Annotated in this window: 25 protein-coding genes and 2 riboswitches; of the genes, 22 read left to right on the top strand and 3 right to left on the bottom strand. The window is 44.5% G+C overall.

Annotated elements, in window-relative coordinates:
* Nucleotides 1–61 precede the first annotated feature (61 nt).
* From CHH91_RS16005 to CHH91_RS15945, 13 genes are all read left to right on the top strand, one after another.
* A complete protein-coding gene (locus tag CHH91_RS16005; protein ID WP_095224433.1) occupies nt 62–685 on the top strand; it encodes a DUF1796 family putative cysteine peptidase in 624 nt (207 codons plus the stop codon).
* 116 nt (nt 686–801) lie between these two features.
* On the top strand, nt 802–1,659 hold the full coding sequence (locus CHH91_RS16000; protein WP_095224432.1) for an STAS domain-containing protein: 858 nt from the start codon (nt 802–804) through the stop codon (nt 1,657–1,659).
* 574 nt (nt 1,660–2,233) lie between these two features.
* Nucleotides 2,234–2,941, top strand: coding sequence for a GntR family transcriptional regulator (locus tag CHH91_RS15995; RefSeq protein ID WP_176465821.1), 708 nt, complete (start codon nt 2,234–2,236; stop codon nt 2,939–2,941).
* 53 nt (nt 2,942–2,994) lie between these two features.
* A complete protein-coding gene (locus tag CHH91_RS15990) occupies nt 2,995–4,023 on the top strand; it encodes a Gfo/Idh/MocA family protein (protein WP_095224430.1) in 1,029 nt (342 codons plus the stop codon).
* 57 nt (nt 4,024–4,080) lie between these two features.
* Nucleotides 4,081–4,965: a sugar phosphate isomerase/epimerase family protein gene (locus CHH91_RS15985; RefSeq protein WP_286160811.1), complete on the top strand. Its 885-nt coding sequence runs from the start codon at nt 4,081–4,083 to the stop codon at nt 4,963–4,965.
* A 32-nt stretch (nt 4,966–4,997) separates the two neighbouring features.
* Complete coding sequence (locus CHH91_RS15980) at nt 4,998–5,825, top strand: citryl-CoA lyase (protein ID WP_095224429.1); 828 nt, start codon at nt 4,998–5,000, stop codon at nt 5,823–5,825.
* Nucleotides 5,826–5,831: 6 nt separating this feature from the next.
* Nucleotides 5,832–7,259, top strand: coding sequence for an aldehyde dehydrogenase family protein (locus CHH91_RS15975; RefSeq protein ID WP_095224428.1), 1,428 nt, complete (start codon nt 5,832–5,834; stop codon nt 7,257–7,259).
* Nucleotides 7,260–7,291: 32 nt separating this feature from the next.
* Nucleotides 7,292–9,055: a thiamine pyrophosphate-binding protein gene (locus tag CHH91_RS15970; RefSeq protein WP_095224427.1), complete on the top strand. Its 1,764-nt coding sequence runs from the start codon at nt 7,292–7,294 to the stop codon at nt 9,053–9,055.
* Between the two features lie 16 nt (nt 9,056–9,071).
* On the top strand, nt 9,072–10,265 hold the full coding sequence (locus tag CHH91_RS15965) for a CaiB/BaiF CoA transferase family protein (RefSeq protein WP_095224426.1): 1,194 nt from the start codon (nt 9,072–9,074) through the stop codon (nt 10,263–10,265).
* Nucleotides 10,266–10,430: 165 nt separating this feature from the next.
* Nucleotides 10,431–11,636, top strand: coding sequence for an MFS transporter (locus CHH91_RS15960; protein ID WP_095224425.1), 1,206 nt, complete (start codon nt 10,431–10,433; stop codon nt 11,634–11,636).
* 104 nt (nt 11,637–11,740) lie between these two features.
* Nucleotides 11,741–12,577, top strand: a complete 837-nt coding sequence (locus CHH91_RS15955) for a manganese catalase (RefSeq protein WP_095224424.1) — start codon at nt 11,741–11,743, stop codon at nt 12,575–12,577.
* A 109-nt stretch (nt 12,578–12,686) separates the two neighbouring features.
* Nucleotides 12,687–12,971 (top strand): holin, encoded by a 285-nt coding sequence (locus tag CHH91_RS15950; RefSeq protein WP_411260190.1) that lies wholly within the window; start codon nt 12,687–12,689, stop codon nt 12,969–12,971.
* Between the two features lie 58 nt (nt 12,972–13,029).
* Complete coding sequence (locus CHH91_RS15945) at nt 13,030–13,356, top strand: hypothetical protein (protein ID WP_095224423.1); 327 nt, start codon at nt 13,030–13,032, stop codon at nt 13,354–13,356.
* A 29-nt stretch (nt 13,357–13,385) separates the two neighbouring features.
* Here CHH91_RS15945 and CHH91_RS15940 read toward each other — a convergent pair whose 3' ends face one another.
* Nucleotides 13,386–13,940 (bottom strand): GNAT family N-acetyltransferase, encoded by a 555-nt coding sequence (locus tag CHH91_RS15940; RefSeq protein WP_095224422.1) that lies wholly within the window; start codon nt 13,938–13,940, stop codon nt 13,386–13,388.
* A 137-nt stretch (nt 13,941–14,077) separates the two neighbouring features.
* Here CHH91_RS15940 and CHH91_RS15935 point away from each other — a divergent pair, with 137 nt between their 5' ends.
* Both CHH91_RS15935 and CHH91_RS15930 read left to right on the top strand, forming a co-directional pair.
* Entirely contained in the window at nt 14,078–14,404 is a 327-nt protein-coding gene (locus tag CHH91_RS15935) for a hypothetical protein (protein ID WP_095224421.1), read from the top strand.
* Between the two features lie 26 nt (nt 14,405–14,430).
* Nucleotides 14,431–14,736, top strand: a complete 306-nt coding sequence (locus CHH91_RS15930) for a hypothetical protein (RefSeq protein WP_095224420.1) — start codon at nt 14,431–14,433, stop codon at nt 14,734–14,736.
* A gap of 179 nt (nt 14,737–14,915) precedes the next feature.
* Here CHH91_RS15930 and CHH91_RS15925 read toward each other — a convergent pair whose 3' ends face one another.
* Together CHH91_RS15925 and CHH91_RS15920 are read right to left on the bottom strand one after the other, a co-directional pair.
* Nucleotides 14,916–15,266 carry a P-II family nitrogen regulator gene (locus tag CHH91_RS15925; RefSeq protein WP_095224419.1) on the bottom strand — a complete coding sequence of 117 codons (351 nt, stop codon included), beginning with the start codon at nt 15,264–15,266 and terminating at the stop codon, nt 14,916–14,918.
* Nucleotides 15,267–15,285: 19 nt separating this feature from the next.
* A complete protein-coding gene (locus CHH91_RS15920) occupies nt 15,286–16,497 on the bottom strand; it encodes an ammonium transporter (RefSeq protein ID WP_095224418.1) in 1,212 nt (403 codons plus the stop codon).
* Nucleotides 16,498–17,149: 652 nt separating this feature from the next.
* Nucleotides 17,150–17,261: riboswitch (SAM riboswitch) on the top strand.
* A 75-nt stretch (nt 17,262–17,336) separates the two neighbouring features.
* On the opposite strand from CHH91_RS15920, the gene metX reads away from it, so the two are divergent.
* From metX to CHH91_RS15890, 7 genes are all read left to right on the top strand, one after another.
* Nucleotides 17,337–18,404, top strand: a complete 1,068-nt coding sequence (gene metX, locus CHH91_RS15915) for a homoserine O-acetyltransferase MetX (protein WP_095224417.1) — start codon at nt 17,337–17,339, stop codon at nt 18,402–18,404.
* Nucleotide 18,405: 1 nt separating this feature from the next.
* Nucleotides 18,406–18,514: riboswitch (SAM riboswitch) on the top strand.
* Nucleotides 18,515–18,587: 73 nt separating this feature from the next.
* Nucleotides 18,588–20,378: a PLP-dependent aspartate aminotransferase family protein gene (locus CHH91_RS15910; RefSeq protein WP_095224456.1), complete on the top strand. Its 1,791-nt coding sequence runs from the start codon at nt 18,588–18,590 to the stop codon at nt 20,376–20,378.
* Nucleotides 20,371–21,372 carry an aliphatic sulfonate ABC transporter substrate-binding protein gene (locus CHH91_RS21290; protein ID WP_286160810.1) on the top strand — a complete coding sequence of 334 codons (1,002 nt, stop codon included), beginning with the start codon at nt 20,371–20,373 and terminating at the stop codon, nt 21,370–21,372. Before CHH91_RS15910 ends, CHH91_RS21290 begins: the two co-directional genes overlap by 8 nt.
* A gap of 6 nt (nt 21,373–21,378) precedes the next feature.
* Nucleotides 21,379–22,155 carry an ABC transporter permease gene (locus tag CHH91_RS21285; protein WP_286160809.1) on the top strand — a complete coding sequence of 259 codons (777 nt, stop codon included), beginning with the start codon at nt 21,379–21,381 and terminating at the stop codon, nt 22,153–22,155.
* 12 nt (nt 22,156–22,167) lie between these two features.
* Nucleotides 22,168–22,920 carry an ABC transporter ATP-binding protein gene (locus tag CHH91_RS15900; protein WP_095224416.1) on the top strand — a complete coding sequence of 251 codons (753 nt, stop codon included), beginning with the start codon at nt 22,168–22,170 and terminating at the stop codon, nt 22,918–22,920.
* On the top strand, nt 22,880–24,565 hold the full coding sequence (gene acsA, locus CHH91_RS15895; RefSeq protein ID WP_095224415.1) for an acetate--CoA ligase: 1,686 nt from the start codon (nt 22,880–22,882) through the stop codon (nt 24,563–24,565). Before CHH91_RS15900 ends, acsA begins: the two co-directional genes overlap by 41 nt.
* 294 nt (nt 24,566–24,859) lie before the next feature.
* Complete coding sequence (locus CHH91_RS15890) at nt 24,860–26,224, top strand: MATE family efflux transporter (RefSeq protein WP_095224414.1); 1,365 nt, start codon at nt 24,860–24,862, stop codon at nt 26,222–26,224.
* Nucleotides 26,225–26,232: the final 8 nt, after the last annotated feature.

Raw genomic sequence — 26,232 nt, 5'->3', positions numbered from 1 at the left:
TTCAAATTGATCATATAACGAATTTATATATATAGGGAGGTATTAAGAAAGGATTGAGATAATGGGAAACGATATTTTAAAAGGTGGTTATGATGCTGTTTTTAGCCTTGGTGATCTATGTCTTGGAGCAATTCAAATGCAGAAAAACAATCTCCGGCCTTTTTCAGGTCCTTTAGATTGGATGGGATCTCCCCTTTTACCAAAAGTAATTGAACTATTCGAAAAAAGATTTTCGGACTTCATGCTAGAGGAGAATCTTCGTATAGTGGGGAAAGCAACAGACAAAATGATGCTTGTATCAGATGATAGAAACCTTGTAATGTCAAATCATGATTTTGAAATAGCGCATAATAGCATGACACAGTTGTTGACTTATCCACAAGTCAAAGAGAAATTAGATCGAAGGGTAAATCGATTATTCGTGAAACTTACTTCTGCTCAACGAATCTTGTTTATTAGGACAAGTGCCTCGTTAGAAGAAACTGCTTTACTGCAACAGGTACTACGGTCGATCATTGTTAATGACTTTCGCATTTTGGTGGTTAATCATGGTCCTGTAACAGGCATTGTAGAAAATTACTGGCCTATAGATCATGTATACAGTGTTGTACTTCCTAATAATGAGATATGGGAGGGAAACAACGCTCTATGGTCACAGCTATTCGAAGATGTTTATCTTATGTGATAAAAAATTCTTAATGAAAAGTTAACTCTCTAAAACTAAAAGTCTCTGTGCTTGGTGCCAGGGACTTTTGGAAGTGTTATACTTTAAGTGATTACATATATTTAAGGGGCTAGAATATGTTATTACCTAAGGAACTGCATGACTACCTGTGCAATAATATAGATCATTTTACTGAGGAATGGTATGAAACATTAGATAAATCTGTAGGTGTATATGGGTCCACGGATTCTCAAGACATTCAAAGATTAAAGAACCAGAATAAAGGTTTCCATATTCAGTTTTGTGAAATATTAGATCCAGACAATGGATCTTGTTTAGAGAATTTTGAGAGTTGGATAAGTTCAATTGCAAAAGATCAAAATCATCTTGATACGCCTATTTACAAGGTGATAGATGAGTTTTACAGAACACAATCTCAATATGTAGCGCTAGTGAGGAAATATTCCAAAAACAAAGATGTATCACTTAGCGAAACCTTGGATTACACAGAGTATATCAGCGATCTATTCAATAAAATTATAGTTTGGTTTATAAGAGAATATGCTAAAGAATCTGAGTTTAAATTGATTGCTCAACAAGAGATGATTTTGGAGTTGAGTACGCCGGTGATTTCATTGACGCAATCAGTAGCGCTTCTACCTTTAGTAGGAGAGATTGATACAAGACGAGCACAACATATGATGGATAGTGTCCTCCAAGAGTGTGGGCGTTTAGGAGTAGATCATCTCTTTATTGATATGTCAGGGGTCGTCGTCATTGATACCATGGTTGCCCATAGAATATTCACCATAGTTAAGACACTTAAACTGATTGGTGTCGAAACAATAATTTCAGGCATTAGACCGGAGATTGCCCAAACATCAACCCATCTAGGTATCCCATTACATGAGATTAAAACGACTAGTTCATTACAGAAATCTATAGAAAAGATAATGCTGCAAGATTTGACTAAAGAAAGCCCCTTCCTATTATAGGAGTAGGATTTTTTGATTGGTGTAGGCAAGGCTTGTTCGATTAACCCTTTGTAAGGGGGAGGGTGTAGAATATCCGCTTCGGAGTGTTGTTTAATTTCCACTAGTGTCGAAAAATTTCCAGTATCTTATTCAACAGGGATAAAACAATTATATTTAGTTTACATCGTATACCTAGAAGATAAAATTCAAGTACATAAGATTCTTCTAACGTTTTTTTAACACACTAAGCCGCGCTTATAAATAAATAATATAATTATTCAGCAGAATACCTTAATACAAAGCATAATATAAGTAATCAACTAACATAGATAAACTTACACATAATTAAAAAATGGTTTCCGGTACCACGTCTGCCGGGGGTTCGAATCCCTCCGAGCGCGCTAATAAATGCAGTAATAGCAAGGGTTTAGGCGAATTGCCTCCCTTGCTGTTTTTTTGTATGCAATCAATTAAAACAAACAGGAAATATATCTCCCCCAAAAGCATACAGTGGAAGCATGAAGCGCAATTATAAAACTTGTATACTAGTATCATTTTCGATTCAAACATTCCAGATGATAAAGAGATGATGAGAATGAATAAGTTTACTGTCCAGCGGAAGACATTGGCTTATGAAGTGTATAAACACTTATACAAAAAGATAATAACGCTAGATTACAAGCCGGGGCAGATGATTTATGAGAGCACGATTGCGGAAGAACTAGGATTAAGCAGAACGCCTGTAAGGGAAGCGATTCAAATACTTGCTTCAGAGGAGTTCCTGCAGATCATCCCTCAGAAAGGTATCAGGGTGAAATATATTTCAAAGAAAAAGGTGCAGGAAGCGTTTCAGGTTAGAAAAAGTCTGGAAGCAGTTGCGTTTCGGGAAGCCGCTGTCATTTGGGATGAATCTGATTTACAGGTGAGAAAGTTCAAGGATGATTTAAAGCATATTATGAATCAGCAGAGAGCAGCTGCACAAAAGCAAGAGGTTATTGCCTTTTACGAGTATGATGAGAAGTTCCACGACAAAATTCTTGAGATATGCGGTAATCAGACTTTAGCCAGTGTCGTTCGTCAGGTACGGGGACATGTCAACCGGATAAGCTACTTGGATTTTTTCGAGTCACGGGAAATGGGCCGGGTCATGCTTGACCATGAAGAATTGATTGCGCTGATACAAAAAAATGATGCCGAGGGAGTTGTAGAAAGGCTGAATCAGCATCTGGACACAGCCTCCAATCACTACGGAAACATTATGAAGAAGTATGCTGATTATTTTGAAGTGCAGTCCAGTAGATGAGTTCCGTATAAATCATAACTTGTATACTAGTATGCTAAAAGGAGAATAGTTGGATGAGAGTTGCAGTGCTTGGTTTGAATCATGGTTACACATTTGCACAGCAAGCGAAAAAAATGGCGGGGATCACATTGGTAGCGGTAGCCGGTAATAATGCGAGTGCAAGGGAGCGGGCAAAAGAGCTGGCTGTACCTTTATTCGAAGATTATAAGGAGCTTATTGATAATTGTCTCCTAGACGGAGTGATCATTACACTGCCGAATCACTTACACAAAGAAGCGGTTACGTACTGTGCGGAAAAAGGATTGCATTGTTTAGTAGAAAAACCGATTGCCGACACAACGGATGCCGCTCGTGAAATGATTGCTTATGCTCGAGACAAGCAAGTAAAGCTTTTGGTTGGCCATCATCGACGGTTTTCTGCGAAAATCAATCATTTGAAGCAATTGCTGGAAAGTGGTGTCATCGGCGACTTAGTCGGCGTAAATATGATGTGGGTCCTCGCCAAAGATAAGGATTATTACAAGGAAGCCTGGCGCGTGAAAGCAGGTGGCGGACCACTATTGATTAATGGTATTCATGACTTGGATAACTTGCTTTATGTGACTGACTTAAATATTGAAAGCGCTTACGCTATAAGCCGTAACAAGATTCGCGGGTTTGAGATAGAGGATGCCGTAACAGCCATCTTAGAAGCGGACGATGGGACAGTCATTCAATACTTTTTGACAGATGGGGTTCCGTCTCCATGGTCTTATGAATTCAATGTTAAAGAGAACCCAATTTACCACTACTATGAGGAAGATTGCTATTACTTTTTCGGAAAGAAAGGGAGCTTAACTTTTCCGAGCTTTCGCTGTTATCAGTACAGTGAGGAAGAGTATGGCTGGAAGCATGCTTTGGTGGAACAAAAATTTCCACCCGCTTCTACTGTAGATCCGATAGCTGCGGAACTGCAGCACTTTATGGATGTGCTGAAAGAAGGCAAAGAGCCGCGCGTCCCTGGAGAAGCAGGCTTAAAAACATTAGAAATACTGGAGGCAATCAATCTGTCTATTGAAGAAAAAAGGCGAGTGACCCTCTGAGATAGCAATGGTAAACCAGAGAACAAATAGTTCTAAATCAGTGGGAAGTAAAAGCAGGTGGGAAAATGGCGGATTTTGCTCAGAAGAAAGAATACAGAAAGGTTGATCACTTTGAAGGATCAATTTTCTTTAGCGCATCTGACAGCATTGGCATGTCCACCCCCAACACTAACTTATATTGCAGCCAGGGCAGGCTTTGATTTTGTAAGCATCAGACCAATTTGTATGGGACTGAAAAATGAACCGGATTACAACTTGGCTAGCAACCGAAAGATGCTGAGACAAACAAAAACAGCACTTCGTGAAACTGGTATCCAAGTGTTGGATATAGAGCTAGCCAAAATAGTGGATGGTATGGATCCGAAACAGTATGAACCAGCTTTTGAAGTCGGAGCAGAGCTTGGAGCCCGGCATGTGCTTTGCAGCGTTTGGACGGACGATTTGGTATTTGCTACTGAGCGTTTTATTCAATTGTGTGAATTAGCAAAACCCTATCAATTGACGATAGAACTGGAGTTTGTCCCAGTAGCATCTGTTGCTACTTTAGCTCAAGCTGTCAGTATGCTGACAGCTGCTGCACAGGATAATGCAGGGCTGATGATTGATAGTCATCATTTTCATCGTTCAAAGGAAAATGTTAACGATATCAAGGAAATACCTGTTGAGTGGTTTCGTATGTTTCATTTATGTGATGCAAGCAAAGAAATTCCAACATCAAGAGAACAAATGATCCAGATAATGAGAGAGGAACGCCTTTATATTGGAGAAGGCGGTATTCCTATCAAAGAAATTCTACAGGAGATTCCGAAAATCCCATATTCATTGGAAATTCCTCACTTGCAGCGAACAAAGGAATTGGGGTTCGAGGAATATGCGAGAAGATGCTTACAATCGGCGAAGGAATATATCAGTCTGAATCTGGATGACGTAAACATATACTAGTGTACAAGATCGAGATTTTGCGAGGTGAGGGAATGAGTGGACGAAGTGCATTGGAGCATTACAAAAACGGCGGAGCTTGGTGGGAAACAGAAATTAGCGACATAAAGAAAAATCAAATTGTTCTTCGCGGTAAACGAATTGAGGATCTCATTGGGAATGTATCTTACAGCCAAATGCTGTTTTTTCTGCTGGTCGGCAAGGAACTAACCGACCAGCAAGCTAAATTATTCGAAAGTGTGCTTGTAGCCGGTGCAGATCACGGTCCGCGCGCGCCTTCGATAGCGGCAGCAAGAATGGCAGCCACTTGTGGTGTCAGTTTTAATTCGGCTGTTGCTACAGGAATCAATATGCTGGGAGACATACATGGCGGTGCTGTAGAAGGTGCAATGGAATTGTTATATATAACGAAGACAGAACTGGCTTCTAATAAAAATGTTGTGGCAGATACCTTGCAGCGGTTCCTTTCTGAAGGCGAGAAGCTTCCTGGTTTCGGTCATCAGCTGCATGATCAGGATCCGCGTGTCGATAGATTGTATGAGTTGGCGCGGAAAGTAATTGACAGTGGAGAAATCACCGGAGACTATCTTGCGATTCTGGAAGATTACAGAAAGACGATGTCGGCTGCAAAGAAACGTACGTTTACGATTAATGTGGATGGTATTAGTGCAGCTATCCAGTGTGAACTTGGTATCCCGGCAGAAGCAGCCAAAGGGATCTTCTCCCTCTCTCGGGGGATGGGAATCGTTGCGCATGCCTATGAAGAATTAATGCAAGGCACATTGATCAAAGGGCCGTGTCCTAATGAAGAAAAACTTGTGAAATATACAGGGGATATACCAAAAGACATGCGAAAGGAGTGATAGCGAATGCGAAAGGCCAGACCTTTTGTAAATGGTGTATGGATAGATGACGATCGTGAACCGATCCCGGTGCTGGGTCCTTATAAAAATGAACAAGTTGGTGTTCAATTGACAGCGAGTCATGCTGAGGTTGATCATGCACTGACAGCAGCGTACAGCAATAAAAAGCAAATCGCTGCTCTTTCACAGGCGTTCCGGGCGAAGGTGCTGTACCAGGCTGCTGCTTTGCTGCAGGAGCGTAAAGAAGAATTTGCGCATTTGATTTCAAAAGAAGTAGGGAAGGCTCTAAAAAATACGCGGGATGAAGTTGCTCGTTCCATAGAAACATTGCAGCTGTCAGCGGAAGAAGCCAAACGACTTTTTGGCGAGACAATTCCAGGAGGAGCTTCAGAGAGAGGATCGTCCTCCATGGCTTTGACGTTTCGTGTCCCAGTAGGAGTAGTGGCAGCTATAACACCGTTTAACGCGCCGCTCAATTTGATTTGTCATAAAATCGGACCAAGTTTTGCAGCTGGTAATGTCACTGTTCTAAAACCAGCTCCGCAAGCGCCTTTAATTGCGACTGCACTTGTGGAACTGCTGCTGGAGGCTGGCATGCCGGCGCAGGCAATCCACATGATTCTAGGTGGAAAAGAGATAGGCGAGCAGCTCGTCCAGGATGATCGAGTCAATCTCGTATCGTTCACAGGAGGAGTTCCAGGTGGCAGGCAAATCAGCAAAACGGCTGGCATGAAAAAGGTACTGCTAGAGCTTGGGGGGAATGCGGGAACCATTGTCGATAAAGATGCCAATGTTGAGCGGGCCGCTGCCATTTGTGCGAAAACAGCTTTCAGTAATTCCGGGCAAAGCTGTATTTCCGTCCAGCGTATTTATGTGCATGAACAAATCTTGAACGCATTTGTTGCAGAGCTAAAGCAGCGGACAGCAGAGCTTATTGTTGGGAATCCGGAAGATGAGCACACAGATGTTGGGTGTGTGGTGAATAGACAGACAGCAGAGCGGATCAGTGAATGGATCGACGACGCTGTTGCAGAAGGGGCGGAGCTAATTCATGGCGGCAAGGTGAATGGCGCTGCCATAGTGCCGGCAATTCTGCTTCGTCCGAAAAAGCAAAGTAAAGTTGTCTGTCAGGAAGTGTTCGGACCAGTAGTCAGTGTGCTGCCCTATCATAATTTGGACGACGCAATCAAAGAAGTGAATGATTCGGATTTTGGTCTGCAAAGTGGCATTTTTTCTAATTCACTGGAAGTGATCCGTAAAGCAGTTAAAGAACTGGAGGTTGGCGCTGTCATCGTCAATGGATCATCAAATTTCCGTTTGGATCATTGGCCATATGGCGGTATTAAAAACAGCGGCATCGGCAGGGAAGGTCCTCGATTCGCTGCAGAAGAGATGACAGAAATGAAGATGGTCGTGCTTCAGGATTTGCTGTAAGCGGACACGAAGAGCTAGGAGGATACCCTATCATGAAAAAGTTAGTTTCGGAGCAGTTAGTCAAATACCTGGAATCTCGTGGTGTGAAATATATTTTCGGACTATGCGGTCACACCAACATCGCCGTGTTGGCGGAATTAGAAAAAAGCACTATTAAGTTCGTTAATGTACGCCATGAGCAAATTGCGTCACACGCAGCAGACGGATATGCACGAGTGACAAAGAAGGCTGCAGTAGTGCTGAGTCACTTAGGGCCAGGTTTAACGAATGCAGCAACAGGAGTTGCCAACGCAGCATTGGATTCTACTCCGATGGTCGTAATCGCAGGCGATGTGCCAAGTTATTACTATGGAAAACATCCGCATCAGGAAGTGAATATGCATGCTGACGGCGCACAATATGAAATCTATCGTCCGTTTGTAAAGCGAGCATGGCGTGTTGATCAGGCGGAGCTGTTTCCGGAAATCCTTCAAAAGGCATTCCAGTTGGCGGAAAGCGGACGCCCCGGCCCTGTTCTTATATCCGTGCCGATGGATATATTCTCGAAGAAAATAGACGAAGACAGCTTCAAGCTGCTACAGCACCATACCCGGGTAGTGGAAAAACCATCCATAGATGAAGAAACAGCAGCACGTATTGTAGGGAAATTAGCTGATGCGAAGCGCCCGGTACTGTATGCCGGTGGCGGTGTGGTGCTGGCCGATGCAGCGGAGGAGCTGCGGGAATTTGTGGAGCATATGAACATACCGGTAGCCCATTCGCTGATGGGAAAAGGGGTTCTGCCTGACGATCATGAACTGACGCTTGGCATGACTGGCTTCTGGGGAACAAGCTTCATTAACGAGCAAACAAAAAATGCCGATTATATTTTCGGGGCAGGCACTCGTTTTTCAGAAGCAGATTCAAGCAGCTGGTATGATGACGTAACCTTCCATTTTCCAAAAACCAAATTGATTCACATCGATATTGATTCGAATGAGATCGGTCGTAACTATCCGGTTGAGATTGGGGCGGTTGCTGATCTGAAAAAGGCGTTCATTGCACTGAATAGGGTAGCACGTCGTATATATCCAGACGGCATAGACCGTAATCAGCGACTAAAAGAAGAAATCATAGCCTATCGCAAATCATTACGCGAGCGCATTTCCAAAAATGTGCACAGTACATCCTTCCCGATGAAGCCAGAGCGTATATTGGCTGAGGTTCGTGATGTCCTGCCGCGGGATGCCTATCTTACAACAGACGTTGGCTGGAATAAAAACGGTGTAGGACAGCAGTTTCCTATATACACACCAGGTTCCATTTTGACACCTGGCGGCTTTGCAACGATGGGGTTCGGCAGTTCAGCTGCTCTTGGCGCCAAGATAGCTGCTCCTGAAAAGGTAGTCGTTTCATTAATAGGCGATGGTGGATTCGGACAAAATCCTTCCGTGTTAGCAACAGCAAAAGAAGAGAATATACCGGTTGTCTGGGTTGTGATGAACAACAGTGCTTTTGGCACAATCGCCGGCTTGGAGATGGCCCATTATGATACAACTTACGGAACACGATTCCAGGTTGATGGTAACAGCTACTCACCAGACTTCGCTGCAATAGCGAGGGGATACGGCGTAAAAGGAATCAAAATTGAAAATGCGAACCAATTCAAAGGTGCACTAAAAGAAGCAATCGAAGCGAATGAACCTGTCGTCATCGATGCGGCCATGAAGAATGAGCCTGTTCCGACAGACGGGAAATGGAATATCAATGATATTTATTCACCTGATCAAGCTAAATCACATGTAAGCATTCCTTGAGAAAGGAGGGAGTAACATGCCAACACCTTTGGCAGGTGTGAAAGTACTGGATGTATCGACAATGATCGCGGCGCCGTTCGGAACGGCATTGCTTGGTGATTTTGGCGCCGAAGTTACCAAGGTCGAGATACCAGGACGAGGGGATACATCAAGAAGTGTTGGACCATTCAAAGGAGATGAGCCGCTGCGCTGGCCAGGTCTGTCACGTAATAAAAAATCGCTGACGCTTGATCTGCATAAAGCAGCGGGCGTGGAAATCATGAAAAAGCTTGCAGCGACACATGATATCTTAGTGGAAAATTTTCGTCCCGGAACGCTGGAAAAATGGGGCTTAGGTTACGATGTACTGAAAGAGATCAATCCGAATTTAATCATGATTCGAGTTTCAGGTTATGGCCAAACAGGACCTTATCGTGAAAAAGCCGGCTTCGGCACTCCTGCGACAGCGTTCAGCGGTTATACCTATTTACAGGGATTCACCGATCGTCACCCGGTAAGTCCGCCATTTTCGCTGACGGATTATATTTGCGGTATTTATGTAGCCTTTGCGGCTGTGACTGCTATCTATCACCGAGATACAAATGAAGCGGGCACGGGACAGATGATAGACGTTGCGCTTTATGAATCAGTCTTTAGGATGATGGAATTTCTTGTAGCTGAATTTGATCAGCTCGGGAAAATACGGGAGCGTTCGCCTGGGTTAGCTGGACATTCCTCTCCCTCAGGAACCTTTAAAACGAAGGATGACCATTGGGTCGTGCTTGTTACGAGCACTGATACGACCTTCAATCGACTGGCAGCAGCCATGGATCGTACAGATTTGCTGTCCGACACGCGTTATCATACCAATGCATGCCGGCTGGAAAACAATGAAAGTATGAATCAAATTGTCGCAGAATGGATTGGTAAGCACCCTCGGGAAGCGTTATTGAAAAAGCTCGATACACACGGGGTGCCAATCAGCCCGGTTCTGAGCATCGCTGATATCTTTGAAAATGAACATTATCAAGCCCGCGAAAATATTGTCGAAGTGAAGCATCCGAGATTGGGGAAAATCAAAGTACCTGGGATTGTTCCTAAATTCGAAAAGACACCAGGCAGCATTCGATCGGTTGCACCTGATTTGGGCGAGAATAATGAAGAGATATTACAGAGCTTAGGTTATTCCCATGAAGAAATAAAAGCACTGAAGCAAAACGAAGTTATTTAAAGCAGCAAGGTTCGGGCATTTTGCCAGCCTTGCTTTTTTCCTGTCCGGAATCTGCAAGGAGCTGCTTTACAAAGTAAAGGAAATAATTATAATGAGGATAGATTAATTAACTTAACTTAACTTTTTGGTTCTTGTACAGTATTGCAGCAGAAGGAGAATGATTATTTGAAGAAGCCAATAAAAGAACAAAAATCCGTATTAATTATATTATTAAGCAATTTATTCATCGCTTTTTTAGGGATGGGACTTATCATTCCAGTGATGCCGTCATTCATGGAGATTATGCACTTATCAGGCAAGACGATGGGGTATCTTGTTGCTGCATTCGCAGGGGCGCAATTGATTATGTCACCATTTGCAGGCCGATGGGTGGACCGATACGGCAGAAAGAAACTCATTACAGCAGGTTTGTTTCTTTTCGCTGTTTCTGAGTTGATTTTTGGCTTGGCGACCCATGTCTCTTTACTCTATCTATCAAGGATATTAGGCGGCATCAGTGCTTCCTTTATTATGCCTGGAGTCACAGCTTATGTTGCTGACATCACGACAAATAAAGAACGGCCGAAAGCGATGGGATACATATCGGCTGCAATTAGTACAGGATTCATAATTGGGCCTGGACTTGGCGGGTATATTGCCGAATATGGCATTCGAACGCCTTTTTACGTTGCTGCGGTTATAGCATTCCTAGCATGCTTTTTATCTATTTTCATACTGAAAGAGCCTCTGACGAAGGAGCAGCTTGCTGAGATTGCGGACAGTAAAAAGGGAACTAGTTTCCTGGGTGACTTGAGAAGATCATTGAATCCGATTTACTTTATTGCGTTTTTCATTGTATTTGTGCTCGCATTTGGTTTGTCAGCTTATGAAACTGTATTCAGTTTGTTTTCAGACCATAAGTTCGGCTTCGATCCAAAAGACATCGCATTAATTATTACGGTGAGTTCTATCTTCGGCGTGATCGTGCAGGTCCTGCTGTTTGGGAAGATGGTAGATGTCATGGGTGAAAAGAAGCTGATACAGCTATGCTTGATAATCGGTGGTGTTTTAGCTGTTGTGTCTACGGTAATTTCCAGTTTCTTATTAGTACTCGCTGTAACTTGCTTTATCTTTCTTGCCTTTGATTTGCTGCGGCCAGCTCTGACAACGTTTTTATCCCGGACAGCTGGCAAGGAGCAAGGTTTTGTTGCCGGAATGAATTCAACATATACTAGTTTGGGCAATATCATTGGTCCGGCGTTAGGTGGAATACTATTTGATATAAACATTCATTACCCTTATCTCTTCTCGGCAGTGATTTTGATTATTGGTCTGGCTATTACATTCTTATGGAAGGGCAATAATCAGCAGGAATCCTTATCAGAAAATTAATTTTAGAAGAATCTGGCCCCGCGTTATTATTGTATGTATACATACTTTCGTCCCGACGCTCATATAATTCTGCGTTGGATAAAAACGAAAGAGGTGGGTGCAACATGTTTTATCACATCAAAGAGCTCCAATACCATGCCAAACCATCTAAACCTGATCCGGTTTTTGCGAGACAGTTGCAGGAAGCCTTAGGCGGACAATTCGGCGAGATTAGTGTAATGATGCAATATCTTATGCAGGGCTGGAATACGAGGGCGGATGCCAAGTATCGGGATTTGCTTTTTGATACTGGCACGGAAGAGATAGCGCATGTTGAAATGCTTGCCACTATGATTGCCAGGCTCCTTGACGATGCACCTTTTGAGGACCAGAAAAGTGCGTATGACCAAGATCCTGTCCTAGCTGCTGTCATGGGTGGTACTAATCCGCAGCATGCAATTGTATCAGGACTAGGAGCATTGCCAGCGGATGCCGCTGGTTACCCTTGGAATGCTAAATATATCATCGCAAGCGGGAATTTGCTTGCCGATTTCCGTGCCAACCTTAACGCCGAAGCTCAAGGGCGTCTTCAGGTAACACGTTTGTACGGCATGACTGACGATCCAGGTGTTCGCGATATGCTCTCATTCCTTATTGCTCGGGATACGATGCATCAGAACCAATGGGTTGCTGCAATCAGGGAGCTAGAGGAAAGAGAAGGAGACATCGTTGTACCGACTACCTTCCCAAGAAGCTTGCAGAAGGAAGAAGTCGCGTATACATTATTTAACTTCTCCAGAGGGGATGCAAGCTCCAAAGGGCGTTGGGCAAGCGGACCTAGTATGGACGGCAGAGGTCAGTTTAATTATGTGGCAGAGCCGCAGCCGTTTGCCGGAGCTCCGAAGCTGAAACCAGCACCGTTCCTCTATCATGATACGATGCCACCGAAATCTTTGATGTAAAATGTTAGACGTACAGGCGGAGCTTGTACGTCTTTATTTATTAGGTTAATATCAAATGCACGTTTCTTCTTGTCCGCATAGTATGCAGTACAAGAGGGAGGTGTGCCATATGGAACCGATTCAAAACGAAATAATGTATCAAGTGCTTGTATTTGCGACGATCCTCGCTCCGATTGTGACTGCATTGATGGAACTGCTGAAGAGGAGCCTTCCCCGAATGAAACCCTATCATGCACTTCTAAGTCTCATTGTCGGTGCTTTGTTAGGTGCTGCAGCATATCCATTTACAGACTTCGAACTCACAGCCAGGCTTTGGGCAGGCGGTATTGCCGGCCTGGCAAGTGCTGGTTTGTATAATACGTTCTCTTCCAGAAAACATCCACCAGACAAATAGTTTAAAAGAAGAACAAATAGGCTAAGGAATAGTAAAAGTTGTGAGGGAGGTTTCACTCATGAAAAAACTATTCTTAGCACTTCCTCTTTTGTTAATATTCCTAACTGCCTGCGGATCGCAGTATGATCCCGAAATCGAACAGGTAATCGAATTAGAGAACGAACATCTAGCCGATCTAGGGGATAATGTGAATCTGACTCGTGATACTTCTGATATTTATATATATGCTGATGGCGGGTATGTGGGAATTCGTTATGATAATGCTGCTGGAGATGAGCAGCAAGCAGTATATGAAGAAACAGGTACAGATACGTATGAGCGGCACGATGGAATGCCTGAAGAAGCAGAGAACCTGACGAGGGAATATGAAGAAGAGAATAGATAAAGAGTTCGGCGGGCTTCAGCAGAAGCCCGTCATTTTTGTGCAGAATGGATAAAAACGAGATGGTCTGTCCATTGCCCATTTTCAAAAATAAAGCCTTTGCGGATACATTCAAAATGCATGCCGACGCTTTTGGCAAGAGCTATCGATTGCGGATTATCCAGATTGATATGTGCCTCGACCCGTTGATAGTGAAGCTGACAGACAGCAATATCAAGTGCCAAACGAACTGCTGTTTTACCATAGCCTTTACCCCAGTATTGATTATGGATTGTATAGCCGATTCTTCCCCATTGAAAGTCATCACGCGCTAATGTAGAGAAATCGATCATGCCAAGATGTGCGCCATCTGTTTCTCGGAATACAGCAAAAACATACACTTTGTCTTCTGCGGCGAGCTGCTGATGCTTGTCTACTAAATCGGAAAACCAAGAGTCAGTACAATCCGTCATGTCGAGCAGTCCGGGATCGTGGGTATGCTGAGACAGCTTACGTCTGCTGAATCCACTGAACCATTTGGTATAATCTTCCTTACATAACGGCCGCACAATAATCCCATCTGCATGCGTATGATAATCGAAATTCATCGGGGGCACTCCTCCTTTTCCTCTACTATATCACCAAATTCCATGTTTGCCCCTGAACAGTTTGACCATACATATACGGTTCAAGCTGCATAGTTTATAACTGTAAGCTGATTACAAACTTAAAGGAGGAATCACTAATGGGTGATAGATGGGAAAAAAAGAACAAATATGAAGGGAGCAACCAAGAGATGAGCTACCACAAACATGACAGAGAACATGATGAAGAAGAATTCGACGTAGAATCCGAAAGCGCAGCTAAAAACAAATCCAAAAACCACAATGAAGCAAAAGTTGTTAAAAGCGGTAACTCCTACGTTTGGGTTAAAACAAAAGCAGACGCAGAAGTTGAAGAGGACATTGAAGTAGATTTTGAAGACGATGATGATGATGATGATAACGGCCATGGTCATCATGGCGGCGGCAAAGGCAAGAAAAGACGTAGACATAAAAGAAGACCTTGCTAATTAATCATTAAGAAAGGAGAAGAACAATGAGTAATCTAAGAAAATATCAAAACCCGTTTTCAACCAGCAGAAACGATAACAATTATCTTTCATCTAGTAGAAACGATAACAATTCCCAAGTTGCCCATAGTGGTAACTCAGATGTTGATGTTATTGTAGAAGTGAATACAATGCCGATTGCTTATGCTATGCTTTGTTCCCTTTACGCAACAAATCAGTTATCTTTAAATGAATTCGAAGATGCTATCAAGAATTTGAAAAGCCTTGTAGATGAAGATCGCAACAACAATGGTAATGACCCGAATACAGCTAAAATCTATCAAATAGAATAGTGCTATAGAGTAGCTCTCCTGCTTGCCTCAAGCAGGATTGCTACTACAGCTTTCTGCTTATAATATGCTCACAGATGTCCTAATGGTAGTTGTCAGCTCATGTTCTTCTCATGGCCAGCCTGATGAAGGCTGGCTTTTTTACATAGAGATAAGCGCCCCCAAAAAGGGAGCGCCGATTATTACAAGGCAGCCGGACCTTGTTTTCCTGTATTGATATCAATTGTTTGCTGGATTGGATAGACGAATATCTTTCCGTCACCTGCTTTACCAGTATGGAGTGCGCTTTTGGCGGCTTTGATGACGTCATCGACTGGAACTGCACTGACGACGATTTCCACTTTTAGTCGATCAAATACATTCTGTACTTTCTTGACGCCCCGGTATAACTCCGTATAGCCTTCTTCCAAACCGCAGCCTTGCACATGGGAGAAAGTCATGCCAGATACTCCGATTTCAGCCATTTTCATTTTGAAAGCTTCAAGATCCGCTGAATTCCTAGTGATAATCTCAACCTTGAACATGTCACTCATATACCGTTCCTCCTTTTAATTAATCCTGGTAAGCACGCTCGCCATGCATCGTGAGATCCAAGCCTTTTGCTTCTTCTTCTTCAGTAGCACGTGCTTTGAAGATAAGGTTGACGATTGTGATCAGGATGAATGTCACCACGCCGACGAAGGCAAATGTCGCGATGATGGCAACCACCTGTCTCCATAATAGATCAATACCGCCACCATAGAAAAGACCGTTGTGCTCCACAATTGCGTTAATAGAGTCGCTTGCGAACAATCCAGTTGCGATGCCGCCCCATGTACCGCCTACTGCGTGCAGGCCGAAAGCATCAAGTGCATCATCATAACCAAGCTTCTGTTTCAGCCAGCCTACACCCCAGAAGCAGACCAGTCCGCCGATGAAGCCGATCGGAATACTGGCAATCGGGGAAACGAAACCAGCAGCCGGAGTGATAGCTACAAGACCAGCAATTGCACCGGATACAGCTCCCAGTAGTGTCGGCTTTTTGTTGACGACCCATTCAATGATCATCCAGCCCAGAATACCTGCAGCAGCAGCAGTATTTGTATTGATGAAAGCATACATTGCTACATCATCGAAAGCAAGCTCACTGCCGACGTTGAAGCCGAACCAGCCAAACCAGAGCAAAGCGCCGCCGATCAAGGTGAAAATCAAGTTATGCGGTGCAGTTGAACCAGCATTTTTCCGTTTGCCGATGACGATGGCAACAACCAAGCCTGCAAGACCGGAGGATATATGAACAACGTTTCCGCCTGCGAAATCGAGAGCGCCCATTTCTGCGATCCAGCCGCCGCCCCATACCCAGTGTGCAAGCGGGGAGTAAACGAAGAGTACCCAGAGAACTGTAAATAAGAGGAATGCTGGGAAACGAATACGTTCTGCGTAAGCACCAGACACGATTGCAGTTGTCAGAATCGCGAATGTCATTTGGAACATCATGAATAAATTGAATGGAATGGTGTGTCCTTCATTCGGTTCGAAACCGACATTATTCAATCCGAAGAAGTCTAAACCTCCAATAATTCCGTTACCTGGTGAGAATGCCAGGGAAAAGCCGATGATAATCCAGATAATCGATACGATTGCCATAGTAGTGAAACTGTGCATTGCTGTGCTCAGCACGTTCTTGCTTCTTACCAACCCGCCGTAGAAGAGTGCGAGTGCTGGTGTCATCAACCATACTAAGACAGTTGCGACAAACATGAATACCGTATTAGCCATATCCATTTTCTCTACCCCCTGTGTTAATCTTTATTGTTTGAAAATTTAAATCTTTTCTCATTATAAGTGCCCCGCAAAAAAATGTAACAAACTTGTGAGGTTATCTTACGTGAATATTTCTGACCAAACCGTGTAAGTGTTTTCAGTACTTTTGTCATAAAGCGTTACTTAAAATACGACTGCATCTAAGAAAGATGGGAAATTTAGGGTGGTTTGTGCAGGTTGCTAGCGGGAATAGATAGTCAGCTGCGGAGAAGTGCTACATCGGGAGTTTGACAATAATTGTAAAGCATGATAAGATAGTTAACGTCTTCGATGTTTAAGTAACTTTATCGAAGATCATTGGCATTCTGCTATAGTTTTAATCAGAAGTACTTATTCAGACTGGAGCGGCCTAGGAGCCGTGAGGATGCAATAGAGGTAGGGATTGCATCGTTTAAGTGTAAACTACCATGTGGAACAAGTACCGCGGCAGGAGGATGTATTAGGTATCCTCTACTTACAATAGAAAAGTTACATTTTAGCCCCGCATTGGCATTAGCTGATGCGGGGCGTCCAAATTTCCAGGGATATTTATAGTGTAAATGGAAATTTCAGAATTTATAGTTGACTCATAAAATAACACATGCTACAATCCTGTTAACAAATAAATAGCAAGCTCTTATCAAGAGAGGCGGAGGGACTGGCCCGACGATGCCCGGCAACCTGCAAGCAGAAATGCTTATAAGGTGCTAATTCCTGAAAGTGCGTATGCACTTTAGAGATGAGAGAGACAAGTCGGTACATATTGCCACCCTGTCCTCTCAGGGTGGCTTTTTTATTTGAGGGGAGGAAGCGTACGGAACATGAAGTCACAACAGTCATACCAAACCGGCAAACTTCTCATCGGGGATTTCGAGCTTGAATCAGGTCATATCCTTTCAAAGGTAGAGGTTGCTTATGAAAAAAGCGGTCCTGAATCGGGAGAAACGGTGCTGGTCTGCCATGCTCTGACAGGGGATCAGTTTGCGGCCGGCACCAGTGCAGATCCAGGCTGGTGGAGCGGATTGCTGCAGCCCGGAGGTTTTATCGACACCGACCGGTATCAGATAATTACATTCAATGTGCTTGGCGGATGCAACGGGACAACAAGTGCCTTATCAATAGATCCAATTTCGGGAGTGAGGTACGCATCGGCATTTCCTGCTATCACGATTCGTGACATGGTTTCGGTTCAGCGCATAGCGTTGGAGAAGCTAGGAATCTCTCATTTGAGGGCTGTGATCGGCGGATCATTAGGAGGGATGCAAGTGCTGGAATGGGGTGTCATGTACCCGGATTTTATGGATGTACTAATCCCCCTTGCAGCTACACCTTTTGTGAGTGACTATGCGATTGCCTATAATCATTTGGCCAAGACAGCTATCACATCTGATCCGAATTGGAACAATGGTAATTACACAGCAGACAAATTACCTGCCGCAGGTCTTGGACTTGCACGGATGGTAGGAATGCTTACTTACCGTTCTGATCATCAATATAATGAGCGCTTCCGACGCGCTGCATCCCAAAGGGACGATGCAGCATATGAGGTGGAATCATACTTGAACTACCAAGGAGAGAAGCTCGTCAATCGTTTTGATGCCAACTGTTACATGACATTACTGAAGGCTATGAACAGCCATGATATCGGAAGGGGCAGAGGTGGCTGGCAGTCTGCTGCCCAAAGAATAAAAGCGATTGTACTGTCGTTCGGCTTCTCGAGGGATCTGCTGTTCCCTCCGGAAGAGATTAGCCGCTTCGCGGCGGAAGTTCCGGGTGCGCGCCATGTAGATGTAACAACAATCTATGGACATGATGGCTTTCTGCTTGAATTTGAGAAGTGGGGACATCATATCCGCCAGTTGCTTCAGCAACCTATAAAAATTTCATAATAGCTTATCAAGAGAGGCGGAGGGACTGGTCCGATGATGCCCGGCAACCTGCAAGCAGCAATGCTTGGAAGGTGCTACTTCCAGCAAACAAAGAGTTTGAGAGATAAGAAGTTCCATGCTTATGCAGCAGCTTCTTACCAGAAGCTGCTTTTTTCATCTATATATAATTGGAGGAATGACAAAATGACAGATCAAGTTTATAAAGCAGAGACATTAGCATTACACGGCGGGCAAGCACCAGATCCGACAACAGGTTCAAGAGCGGTGCCGCTTTATCAAACAACTTCTTACCTTTTCCATGATACAGATCATGCAGAGCGCCTATTCGCCTTGGATGAGCCTGGTAACATATATTCCCGTATTGGTAATCCGACGGTTGACGTATTGGAAAAACGGATTGCATTGCTGGAAGACGGCGTTGCAGCAGTCGGTGTCGCGTCTGGTATGGCAGCAATCAGCTACAGCATTCTCAATTTGGCAGGCGCTGGAGATGAAATCGTAGCAGCGACCAATCTCTATGGCGGAACGTACAATCTTTTCCAGACGACACTGCCACGCTACGGAATCACCGTTAAATTCGTCGATCCGACTGATCCGGAAGCTTTCCGCGCAGCAATTACAGACAAAACGAAGGCTGTTTTTGCTGAAATCATCGGGAATCCGAGTCTGCATGTACTAGACGTGGAAGCAGTAGCGGCTGTGGCACACGATGCTGGTATTCCTCTAATCGTCGACAGTACATTTGCTACACCGATTTTGAGCAAACCGATTACGCTTGGTGCTGATATTGTCGTCCATAGTGCAACAAAGTGGATTGGCGGTCATGGTACTTCTATAGGAGGGTTGATTGTAGACGGAGGCAGGTTTGATTGGAATTCACCGAAATTTCCGACATTTACAGAACCTGATCCAAGCTACAACGGCATCCGTTATGCATTTGATTTTGGCACACTCGCTTTCAGCACGAAATTGCGTGTGCAATTGCTCCGCGATTTAGGTGCTGCGCTAAGCCCGTTTAATGCATGGCAGCTGATTCAGGGGCTGGAAACGTTGCACCTGCGCGTTGAACGTCATGTTCAAAATGCAGAAAAGCTTGCGACCTATCTGGAACAGCATCCGGCAGTCGATTGGGTTGCTTACCCTGGGCTCAGCAGCCATCCATCGTATGAAATAGGTAAGAGAGTGCTTCCGAACGGTACTGGTTCGATTGTCAACTTCGGTATCAAAGGCGGCAGAAAAGCTGGTGCTACTTTGATCAACAATGTTGCACTATGGTCACACGTTGCCAATGTCGGGGATGCCAAATCATTGATTATTCATCCTGCGTCAACAACACATCTACAGCTGGATGCGGAAGGACTCGCTGCTACAGGAGTAAAAGAAGAATTGGTACGTCTATCTGTTGGAATCGAGTCAGTAGATGATCTAATCCACGATTTAGACCGTGCCTTGGAAAAAGCGACGGGAATCCGTTCTGAGTCAAGGAAAATCGTTATCAATGATGAAGCCGTCATCCGGGAAGCGCTCGGCAGTGCGACAGATGCGACAGGACGTCAGAAAACTATTGCAGTAGTGGGCTTGAGCAGTAAGGAACAACGTCCAAGTAATCGTTTGGCACGGAAGATGCAGCGACTCGGATACAAAATCATCCCTGTTAATCCTGCCGAAACGAGTGTATTGGGAGAAAAAGCTTATCCTGATTTGACAAGCGTACCTGAGAAAATCGATATTGCTCAGATTTTCCGCAGTCCTGAAGCAGCTGTGGAACTCGCTAAAGAAGCGGCGGAAGTTCGCCCGGAAATCTTCTGGCTCCAAGAAGGAGTCGTTTCGCAGGAAGCCGCAGCTATTGCAAGAGAAGCAGGATTGGAAGTCGTTCACAATCGCTGCACATACAAAGAAGCACAGCGCTTGCGCGGTTCGATCAGCACGTATGCCTGTGAACTAGATAACAAAGGAGTAACGATTGATGAATAAGATTCCCCTTATAGATAAAAGAAGTTTACTAGCTTTACTTAGTTTAGTTGTCATCGTCTTTCTGGCAGCTTGCGGAAACTCCAGCAGTGCATCAGGTGAACTAAAACAAATTCGCTTGGATTATGCCTACTACTCCCCAGCAAGTCTGGTGATAAAAAATAAAGGATGGGCAGAAGAAGCATTCAAGGATTCTGACATCGAAGTAACTTGGACTCTCAGCCAAGGATCTAATAAGGCACTGGAATTTTTGAACAGCAACAGCGTTGATTTCGGTTCTACAGCAGGCAGTGCCGCCTTGCTTGCCAAGGCGAATGGCAATCCGATTCAAGGTATATATCTGGCATCGAAACCAGAATGGACAGCATTGGTTGCTGCTAAGGACAGCGATATCCAAGAACCGGCAGATTTGAAAGGGAAGAAAGTCGCGGCAACTGTCGGGACTGATCCGTATATCTTCCTTCAGCGTTCTTTGCAGGAAGCTGGTTTGGACGAACAGGATGTTCAAATTGTAAATTTACAGCATGCAGATGGAGCTAGCGCTCTTCTGTCAGGTGATGTTGATGCATGGGCAGGACTTGACCCGCATATGGCGAAGCTTGAATTGGAAAATGACGCCCAGCTTTTCTATCGTAACGAAGATTTCAACACATATAATTTCCTGAACGTTCGGGAAGAATTTGCTGAAAATCATCCTGAAGAAGTGAAGGAAGTCTTGAAGCTTTATGACAAAGCAAGAGCATGGATCGAAGAGAATCCAGAAGAGACAGCTGAGATTGTTGCCAAAGAGGCGGGAATCAGCCAGGAAGTTGCTGCAAAACAGCTGGAACGGAATGATTTCTCGGAATCTGTACCAGGTGATACACAGCGGGAGATTCTGAATCAGTCAGGCGCTGTTCTGGAAAAAGCGAATCTATGGAAAGGCAACAAAGATGTAGCGGAAACGGTTGATTCGTATATCGAACCAAAATTCGCACAAGAACTTGGAGAGGAATGATGATTTATGTGGAAGAAATTAAGAACACATCCTGTACTGCTCGGTTCCCTGCTGCCGATTGTTTTGCTGGCAGCATGGGAGATTCTGAGCAGAGCAGGAGTCATTCCTGCCTATCAGCTGCCTGCGCCTAGTGCCATTTTGTCGACTATCATTACATACTTGCAGGATGGTACGCTGCAGGATCATGTATTACTTACTGTTTACCGGCTGTTTGTCGGTTTCATCATCGGGTCTATCGCAGCAATTCTATTAGGTACACTTGTCGGCTATTCTGAGCTTGTGGAACGATTTTTCGATCCGCTGATCCAAGCATTCCGGAGCATCCCATCACTGGCCTGGGTTCCATTATTCATCCTTTGGATGGGTATTGGAGAAACATCGAAAGTTACATTGATTGCAGTCGGTGTGTTCTTCCCTGTTTATTTGAATATCGTTGATGGTATTCGCGGAGTGGATCGAAAACTGATTGAAGTAGGCAGAATGTACGGCCTTGATGGAGTAGCGCTTGTAAGAAGAATCATTCTTCCGGCGTCCCTGCCGTCTTTCCTAACCGGTTTACGAAGCGGTCTTGGATTAGGCTGGATGTTCGTTGTAGCAGCAGAGATTATGGGTGCCAGCCAAGGGCTTGGTTATTTGCTTATTTTAGGGCAGAACACATACGCTCCCGATGTGATCATCGCCAGCATTTTCTTATTTGCACTGCTTGGTAAATTGACGGATTGGGTGTTAAAGCTTATTCAGAAGCGATCGCTTCATTGGCAGGATACAGCATTAGCGAAATGAGGGGGGATCAGCATGACACTACAAGTGAAGGCACTTGGACGACGCTTCGGCGAAAAACAAGTATTGCAGCAAGTGGATTTCTCAGTCGGAAAAGGAGAAATCGTAAGTCTGCTCGGTACAAGCGGTTGCGGCAAGAGTACTGTTCTGCGGGCACTGGCAGGTCTTGATTCGGATTATGAAGGCAATATCAGCATCCCTTCTGATCAGCGTGTCGGCTTTATCTTTCAGGAACCGCGGCTCCTGCCTTGGAAAACAGTCTTGGCCAATGCCACTTTCGGCTTGAAGGGCGACCGCAAAGAAAATGAGGCAAAGGCAAGGCGGTATTTGGAGCTAGTTGGATTGAAAGATGCAGAAAAACTATATCCACGGGAGCTTTCCGGCGGTATGGCACAACGGGGAGCTATTGCACGCGCGCTTGTGACAGAGCCCGATATCCTGCTGCTGGATGAGCCATTCAGTGCGCTGGATGCATTTACGAAAATGCAGCTGCAAGAGCTGCTATTGAAGATCTGGGAAACAACTGGAACAACAATTATTCTCGTTACGCATGATATCGATGAGGCTTTGTATCTGAGTGATCGTGTACTGCTCCTGCAGGGGCGGCCATCGACTTTGGCCAAAGACTTGAAAATAGCTTTATCAAGACCGCGTTCCCGAGGTAGTGCAGCGCTAGGAAAATGGAAAGAAGACATTCTGGATTTACTGGAAGGGAAGGAACAGACATATGACTACAGCCTTGTCACCGAAATCGGACAGAAAGCATAATCTGCCAAGCTATCAAGAGGCAGTTAACAACCATGACTGGAAGGATCTGGAAGAAAAGTTGTCCAGCAGGAAAGATGGAAAATGCAACGCATCCTATGAAGCTGTCGACCGCCACGTCGAGGAAGGCTATGGTGCGAAAACGGCCTTGCATTATGTGAAAGATGGAGTGCTGCAATCCAGTTTGACATTCGAACAGCTGCAGCAGAAAGTTGAGCATTATGCAAAGGTCCTCCGATCACATGGAGTGGAAAAAGGCGATCGCGTTTTTATCTTTTTACCGAAGAATCCGGAATGCTATGTTGCTATCCTGGCGACGATCCGCATCGGTGCCATCGCAGGTCCTTTGTTTGAAGCCTTCATGGAAGATGCAGTGCGTGATCGGATCAATGATTGCGGTGGTACGCTGCTCATAACGGATCAGGACTTGATAAACCGAGTACCGGCCGAGGATATCCCTTCCTTGCAGGAAATTCTTTTAATAGAAGAAATTGATGCAGCCGAGCCTGATGCGGCTGTTTCAGGAGAAGTAGAGTGGGTCGACAGAGAAGACGGTCTGCTGATACATTATACGAGCGGCTCGACTGGTAAGCCGAAGGGCGTCCTGCATGCCCACCGTTCTTTCATCCATCATGCTGTATCCGGCAAGTGGGTACTTGATGTGCAAGATGATGATGTGTATTGGTGCACGTCCCATCCAGGTTGGGTGACTGGCAGCGTCTACGGTTTGTTTGCACCATGGCTGAACCGAGCGACGATAGTTATCCAAGGAGGACGCTTCCAAGCAGAATCATGGTACAAAATAATTGAAGAGCTTAAAGTAACGACACTTTATAGTGCACCTACTGCTTTCCGTCTGCTCAAGGCAAAAGGAGATTTGTACAAGGATTATGATTTATCCAGCTTGCGTCATATCCTCAGTGTAGGAGAACCGCTCAATCCGGAAGTCATTACTTGGGCGTGGGATAACTTACAGCTACGTATCCACGATACGTGGTGGATGACAGAAACCGGCGGGCATATCATTGTAAATCTGCCTTCTGAACCCATCAAACCGGGATCAATGGGTCGTGCATTCCCAGGCATTCAGGTTGGTATCCTCGATGAAGAGGGGAATGAGCTGCCGGCGAATTCAATTGGTCAGCTTGCCGTTAAGACCCCGTGGCCGGGTCTTATGCAGGATATCTGGGGCGACCGAGGAAAATATGAGAGTTACTTTGTTTATCCAGGCTGGTATATTTCGGGGGATCTAGCATTGAAGGATGAAGAAGGATATATCTTCTTCCAAGGCCGAAACGATGATATGATCAATTCTTCCGGTGAGCGAATCGGTCCTTTTGAAGTAGAAAGCAAACTGATTGAACATCCTGCAGTTGCAGAAGCTGGGGTAATCGGAAAACCAGATCCTGTTCGCGGGGAAATCGTCAAAGCTTTCATCACGTTGCGTGACGGGTATGAGGAAACACCAGAGCTGCTGGAATCTTTACGACTGTTTGTCCGTAAGAACCTGGCTGCTCATGCTGCTCCAAGGGAAATCGAAGTAATGGAAGAACTGCCGAAAACACAAATCAGCGGGAAGATCCTGCGCCGGGAATTGAAGCAGCAGGAAATAGAAAAACAATCAGCTCTAAAAACGCCTTCCAAATAAGGAGGGCGTTTTTTTAATTTGTTTTCACCACAAGTCATCTCAAAAAATTGATAAAAGTGAGCATAGGTTGTCAATGAAATGCAGCGAAAGGAGTTAGAGGATTTGTTATTTTTCTTTGAAAACGCTTCCTGGAAAATTGTGAGAATACTCACTAAACAGCGAGGGAATAAGCGTTTATAGAGCTGATGTAGAGTCAAAAAATAATTTTTGTCTTTTTTAGGTAAAGCCCTTTACATTCTCAAAAAAAGGATTAATATAGAGTGAGTTTGATTTTAACGAAAAGGAGAATGTCTGTTGGGTAACCCAACTTCTACATCTGAGCAAACATTGTTTCGCATCTCTTGGCCGCTGTTTATTGAATTAGCACTTCATATGGGAATGGGTATTGTTGCTACACTGATGCTGAGTCATTACTCAGATTTAGCTGCTGCCGGAGTCGGCGTAGCGAATCAGCTGATTAGCATTTTTATTTTGGTTTTTAACGTCACGTCTATTGCTTCTATGATCATCATCGGCCAGAAGCTCGGTGCAGAGGATTTGGCGCATGCCCGGCAGACAGCTCGGACAGCGTTCGGTATGAACTTTTGGTTTGGCTTGATCGTTTCTGCTGTTGTCGTTTTGTTCGGTTCTGTATTTTTAAGTTTCTTTGATTTAAAAGGTGAGACACTCGCTTATGCTACCACCTTTGTGAAAATATGCGGTGCATCTTTATTCTTGGAATCTCTATCATTAACACTTAGTGCAATCTTACGGGCAAATGGCCGGACGAAGGTTTCCATGGTTGTTGCCGTATTGATGAATGTTCTGAGTGTGCTAGGCTATATGATTGCTATCTTTGGATTGTTCGGTATGCCGATCACCGGTGTTGTCGGAGTATCCTGGACAATCGTGATTGCCCGTATTTTTGCGGTTGTTGTATTGTTCTACTTTGTTTATCGTTATCTGGCAATCCGTTTTACAGGTACACATTTGATTAAGCTGAACGTACAAGATATCAAGGATATCCTGGTAATCGGTGTACCTTCTGCTGCAGAAAACTTATCTTATCAATATTCGCAGATTGTCATCACAGCTATTGTAGCGAATTTCGGCGATGCTTCACTGGCTGCGCGTGTATATATCAATAATATTTCCATGCTATGCTACCTGTTTACATTGTCTATTGCGGAAGGTACGCAGCTGCTTGTATCTCGATATATCGGCGGCAAACAATTCGATCGTGCGCTCAAACGAGGCTTGCGTACACTGAAGATAGCAATGGTTGCTTCTTTCATTGTTTCATTAGGATTTGCATTGACTGGAGCACCTATCCTGGAAATGTTCACAGATGATCCGGCTATTCTGGCAGTAGGTATCCCCATCCTTTGGGCAGTTGCCTTCACGGAGCCTGGCCGTGCAATGAATATCGTCTTGATGAGTTCACTCAAGTCTGCTGGAGATGCAAAATTCCCAGCAATCATCGGAGTCATCAGCATGTGGGGTATTGCTGTACTCCTTAGCTACACACTTGGCGTATCCTTCGGTCTTGGTTTACTTGGGGTCTGGATCGCGATGGGTGTGGACGAATGGTTCCGCGGCTTCTTCGCTTACCGGAGATGGCGTTCCCGTCCTTGGGAAAAGAAAGAACAGGCAGCTGTTCCGGAAACTGCATTAACATAATATATAGT

It is taken from the genome of Virgibacillus sp. 7505, assembly GCF_002272135.1.
In the GTDB taxonomy this organism is placed as follows: Bacteria; Bacillota; Bacilli; order Bacillales; family Amphibacillaceae; genus Terribacillus.
Note: the sequence above shows the minus strand (reverse complement) of the source record. Positions and strands in the feature narration are given on the sequence as shown.

Coding starts and splice junctions, on each gene's coding strand:
- CHH91_RS16005 (WP_095224433.1), top strand. CDS start 62: ATGGGAAACGATATTTTAAAAGGTGGTTATGATGCTGTTTTTAGCCTT.
- CHH91_RS16000 (WP_095224432.1), top strand. CDS start 802: ATGTTATTACCTAAGGAACTGCATGACTACCTGTGCAATAATATAGAT.
- CHH91_RS15995 (WP_176465821.1), top strand. CDS start 2,234: ATGAATAAGTTTACTGTCCAGCGGAAGACATTGGCTTATGAAGTGTAT.
- CHH91_RS15990 (WP_095224430.1), top strand. CDS start 2,995: ATGAGAGTTGCAGTGCTTGGTTTGAATCATGGTTACACATTTGCACAG.
- CHH91_RS15980 (WP_095224429.1), top strand. CDS start 4,998: ATGAGTGGACGAAGTGCATTGGAGCATTACAAAAACGGCGGAGCTTGG.
- CHH91_RS15975 (WP_095224428.1), top strand. CDS start 5,832: ATGCGAAAGGCCAGACCTTTTGTAAATGGTGTATGGATAGATGACGAT.
- CHH91_RS15970 (WP_095224427.1), top strand. CDS start 7,292: ATGAAAAAGTTAGTTTCGGAGCAGTTAGTCAAATACCTGGAATCTCGT.
- CHH91_RS15965 (WP_095224426.1), top strand. CDS start 9,072: ATGCCAACACCTTTGGCAGGTGTGAAAGTACTGGATGTATCGACAATG.
- CHH91_RS15955 (WP_095224424.1), top strand. CDS start 11,741: ATGTTTTATCACATCAAAGAGCTCCAATACCATGCCAAACCATCTAAA.
- CHH91_RS15950 (WP_411260190.1), top strand. CDS start 12,687: ATGGAACCGATTCAAAACGAAATAATGTATCAAGTGCTTGTATTTGCG.
- CHH91_RS15945 (WP_095224423.1), top strand. CDS start 13,030: ATGAAAAAACTATTCTTAGCACTTCCTCTTTTGTTAATATTCCTAACT.
- CHH91_RS15940 (WP_095224422.1), bottom strand. CDS start 13,940: ATGAATTTCGATTATCATACGCATGCAGATGGGATTATTGTGCGGCCG.
- CHH91_RS15935 (WP_095224421.1), top strand. CDS start 14,078: ATGGGTGATAGATGGGAAAAAAAGAACAAATATGAAGGGAGCAACCAA.
- CHH91_RS15930 (WP_095224420.1), top strand. CDS start 14,431: ATGAGTAATCTAAGAAAATATCAAAACCCGTTTTCAACCAGCAGAAAC.
- CHH91_RS15925 (WP_095224419.1), bottom strand. CDS start 15,266: ATGAGTGACATGTTCAAGGTTGAGATTATCACTAGGAATTCAGCGGAT.
- CHH91_RS15920 (WP_095224418.1), bottom strand. CDS start 16,497: ATGGATATGGCTAATACGGTATTCATGTTTGTCGCAACTGTCTTAGTA.
- metX (WP_095224417.1), top strand. CDS start 17,337: ATGAAGTCACAACAGTCATACCAAACCGGCAAACTTCTCATCGGGGAT.
- CHH91_RS15910 (WP_095224456.1), top strand. CDS start 18,588: ATGACAGATCAAGTTTATAAAGCAGAGACATTAGCATTACACGGCGGG.
- CHH91_RS21290 (WP_286160810.1), top strand. CDS start 20,371: ATGAATAAGATTCCCCTTATAGATAAAAGAAGTTTACTAGCTTTACTT.
- CHH91_RS21285 (WP_286160809.1), top strand. CDS start 21,379: ATGTGGAAGAAATTAAGAACACATCCTGTACTGCTCGGTTCCCTGCTG.
- CHH91_RS15900 (WP_095224416.1), top strand. CDS start 22,168: ATGACACTACAAGTGAAGGCACTTGGACGACGCTTCGGCGAAAAACAA.
- acsA (WP_095224415.1), top strand. CDS start 22,880: ATGACTACAGCCTTGTCACCGAAATCGGACAGAAAGCATAATCTGCCA.